3 protein-coding genes and 1 pseudogene are annotated in these 3374 nt (G+C 64.1%); 2 read left to right on the top strand and 2 right to left on the bottom strand.

The window, feature by feature from the left end; genetic code table 11:
• Positions 1-315, bottom strand: a pseudogene (locus tag VIG90_RS12800) (hypothetical protein); the annotation flags it as partial.
• Between the two features lie 77 nt (positions 316-392).
• Positions 393-905: a hypothetical protein gene (locus VIG90_RS12795; protein ID WP_331593910.1), complete on the bottom strand. Its 513-nt coding sequence runs from the start codon at positions 903-905 to the stop codon at positions 393-395.
• An 853-nt stretch (positions 906-1758) separates the two neighbouring features.
• On the opposite strand from VIG90_RS12795, the gene ung reads away from it, so the two are divergent.
• Both ung and VIG90_RS12785 read left to right on the top strand, forming a co-directional pair.
• A complete protein-coding gene (gene ung / locus VIG90_RS12790; protein ID WP_331593909.1) occupies positions 1759-2499 on the top strand; it encodes a uracil-DNA glycosylase in 741 nt (246 codons plus the stop codon).
• Between the two features lie 251 nt (positions 2500-2750).
• A partial coding sequence (locus VIG90_RS12785) for an MFS transporter (RefSeq protein ID WP_331593908.1) occupies positions 2751-3374 on the top strand: 624 nt, incomplete at its 3' end.

Raw genomic sequence — 3374 nt, 5'->3', positions numbered from 1 at the left:
CTGCAGGTCGCGCAAACGGTCGGCGGCATCCTGCCAGTCCCGCCGGCTCCGCTCGGCCGTCGTGACCAGGGCCAGCACCAGCCCGGTTGTCAGCTGCGGCGCGGCCGGCTCCATCCGGGTGCCGCGCAACAGGTCAAAGAGAGTCTCAAAGATCAGATCGATCGCGCGGGCGGCCGCGTCCGGCTCGGGCATCGGCAAGGTGCTGGCCTCGTCCAGGGGCCCGAGCCGGAAGACATCGGTAAGCGTTGCAAACTGCGCGGCAAAGCCGTGTTCCTCCGGCCCGGCTGCGGCGCGTTCTGGTCTGTCGGCAGTCATCAGAGCAGTCCTTGACAAGAGCAGGAGGATGGCAGGTGGGGGAGCAGGCGCGACGGGCCTCCTGCTCCCCGCCCGTCTTACTCAGCGCGCTCTGCGCCCTGGGCTGCGCCCGCGCCGTTCAGGCCGGCCCTGCCAGGCGCACGGCCGGCCGTGCTCGGCCCGAGGCCCGTGGGGCGCAGGCCGGTGCGGCGCTGCAGGCCGCTGCCCTGCGGCTGGCCGTTGCCTGCCCCCAGCGGCGGGTTGTAGCGGATCACCCAGACCCCGTTGGCCTCGCCTGGATCCTGCAGGGCGATCTTGAAGGGAATGACGCCGCTCGGGTCCTCCAGGCGCCCGAGAAAATAGGGGCCCTCGCCATCGGCCTCGCCGGGCATGTAGGTGGCCGTGCCGATGGGGAAGAGCACGCCCGAGCGCGGCGAGGGCACCAGCACGGTCCAGATCTCGTTGTCATTGCGGCTCTGCCGGTCATAGACCAGCTCGAGATAGTCAAACTCGACCAGCATCGAGAAATACGAACCGATCAGCCGTATATCGGAGGCCCGATAGAACAGGTTGGGCCGGCGATCCTGGGTCTTGAGCGTGGTCATTGTCATGGTCCTTTCTTTGAGTTGGAGGGTGTCTTTGGCCTTTTGCCTTGACCCTTTATTTATACCATCTCGCCTAATTACTTTGTATGACGTTGTTTACTTGACAGTTTTTCATCAGTCCTGGTGAGCCTGAGCCCCTCTCGGCCGTGCCCGGCCAAGGGCCGGAGCGGCACGGCCATACCTGACAAGGGCTCTGGGGCCGCCTGTGGCGGCCCCGCGGCTTGATCCAGCGCCGGAGGCAGAGACGCGGCGGTGTGCTTCATCACTCCCGGAGCCGCCGTCGCCACGGCCGCAGGGCCACACGCGTCTGGCCGGGGCAACGGACGTTGCGCTGCCCCTTACGCCCGGCCCCGCTCGAGGGGCGGGTCGCCTGCCATCAGGGCAAGGGCGCGACCCGCCCCTCGGGCGCCTGGCCGGCGTTGGGGGAGGCAGCCGTTGTCCCGGCCTTCGCGCGTGTGGCACGTCGCGGACCCTGGCGAGGGATGGCTCCGGGGAGGAGGCACGCCCCCGGCCGCAGGCAAGCCCGTGGCCCTAAGGCCACGCAGCACTGCCCGGCTCAGAGCAGCGTCATGGGCATCAAGAGGGCCACTGACGTGCTCATAACCTGTCGCAAACAGGGCAGAACGGGATCTGCCTGAGCGGGTCTGATCCGAGAGAATGGATGTCACCCCGACCTCTGAGTTATCGGCGAAAGACCATCCAGTTCCTGATCACAGCGTACATGCAGCCCCGGTCAATCGAGGCGCACAGGGGCGATTCATATCCCCTATTTGGTTTCTGAGCGTTATAAACGGGGGCAAGTCTCTTCTCGGATTTCCGAGAGAACCATTTCGTCGTTGCAGCCCGGATTTGATGACCCATGACCCGTTTTGAGAATGATCGCATTGCCAGCAGCTGGCGCACCGCCCTGGATGGCGAATTCGAGCGGCCCTATATGGTGCAGCTCGCGGATTTTCTTGCCCTGAGAAAAAGCGAGGGCAAAACGATCTTCCCTCAATCCGACCATATCTTCCGTGCACTGGAGCTGACCCCGCTGGATGGCACCCGCGTCGTCATACTTGGTCAGGACCCTTATCACGGCCCCGGTCAGGCCCATGGGCTTAGCTTTAGCGTCATGCCCGGGGTGCGGGTGCCGCCATCCCTCGTCAATATCTACAAGGAACTGGAGAGCGATCTGGGCATCGCCCGGGCCCGGCACGGCTTTCTGGAAAGCTGGGCACGGCAGGGCGTTCTTCTCCTCAATAGCGTACTGACCGTCGAGCAGGGCCAGCCGGCCTCCCATCGGAACAAGGGTTGGGAAAAATTCACGGATACCGTCATTCAGAAGGTCAACGACAGGGCCACACCTGTCGTTTTTCTTCTGTGGGGAAGCTATGCCCAGAAAAAGGCGGACTTCGTCAACAGCATCGACAAAGGTGGGCATCATCTGGTTTTGAAGGCCCCTCACCCCTCGCCTTTGTCGGCCCACAGCGGCTTTCTCGGCTGCCGTCACTTTTCCCAGACGAACGCTTTCCTGGAGAAGCAAGGCCTCGATCCAGTCGACTGGTCTTTGCCGCCTGTAGAGGCTGCTGCTGAAAGCGCTCAGCACCAGTTGCTGTGAACGGGCATCCGCGGCTGGGTGCTAACCCGGCTGGAGCGCTAATCTGACCGTCATTGGCCAAGGATATCGGGTTTATGGCGCGTGGAGTGCCGGTTCAGTCAGGGGGCGTGGAGCTGAGCGTCTGGCGGCGTCCGGGCAGCGGCGGCATCGACAAGAGACAGGGTGTTGATACGGACTATATATGCGCTGGCAGCACGGTGCGCGGCACATGCTGTGGCTAGGGTTCACTGGAGTAGGCAGGCAGTTATCGAATGACGGAAACACATAGCGATGCCCCTCGCGCCGCTGCGCGCCCGTCACCGTTTGCGCCGCTCCGGCACAAGATCTTCCGGCATATCTGGATCGCCACGCTGTTCTCCAACTTTGGCAGTCTGATCCAGTCGGTTGGCGCGGCCTGGATGATGACCACCATCGCGGGCTCAGCCGACATGGTGGCTCTGGTTCAGGCCTCGACCACCCTGCCGATCATGTTGTTCTCACTGGCGGCGGGAGCCATTGCCGACAGCTTTGATCGCCGCAAGGTGATGATCCTGGCCCAGGCATTCCTCCTGGTGGTCTCGGTTTCCCTGACGGCCCTGACCTTTCTTGGCCTGATAACGCCGTGGCTGCTGCTTGCTCTGACGTTCCTGGTCGGATGCGGCACAGCACTGAACGGCCCGGCCTGGCAGGCATCGGTTGGCGAGCAGGTGCCGCGCGAGGACCTGCCGGCAGCGGTTGCGCTCAACAGTATCAGCTTCAACATCGCCCGCAGTGTCGGCCCGGCGATCGGCGGCGCGCTCGTGGCGGCGGCCGGGGCATCGGCCGCATTCCTCGCCAATGCCTTCAGCTATGTGGGCCTGATTACCGTATTGTTTGGCTGGAAGCGGGCGACACAG

It is taken from the genome of Pedomonas sp. (assembly GCF_036515995.1).
Taxonomy (GTDB): domain Bacteria; phylum Pseudomonadota; class Alphaproteobacteria; order Sphingomonadales; family Sphingomonadaceae; genus Pedomonas.
The sequence above is the reverse complement of the archived record's forward strand: the minus strand, read 5'-3'. Positions and strand labels throughout refer to the sequence as shown.

Bases quoted from the DNA above. Each gene is read 5' to 3' on its own strand.
- VIG90_RS12795 (WP_331593910.1), bottom strand. From the start codon at position 905: ATGACAATGACCACGCTCAAGACCCAGGATCGCCGGCCCAACCTGTTC.
- ung (WP_331593909.1), top strand. From the start codon at position 1,759: ATGACCCGTTTTGAGAATGATCGCATTGCCAGCAGCTGGCGCACCGCC.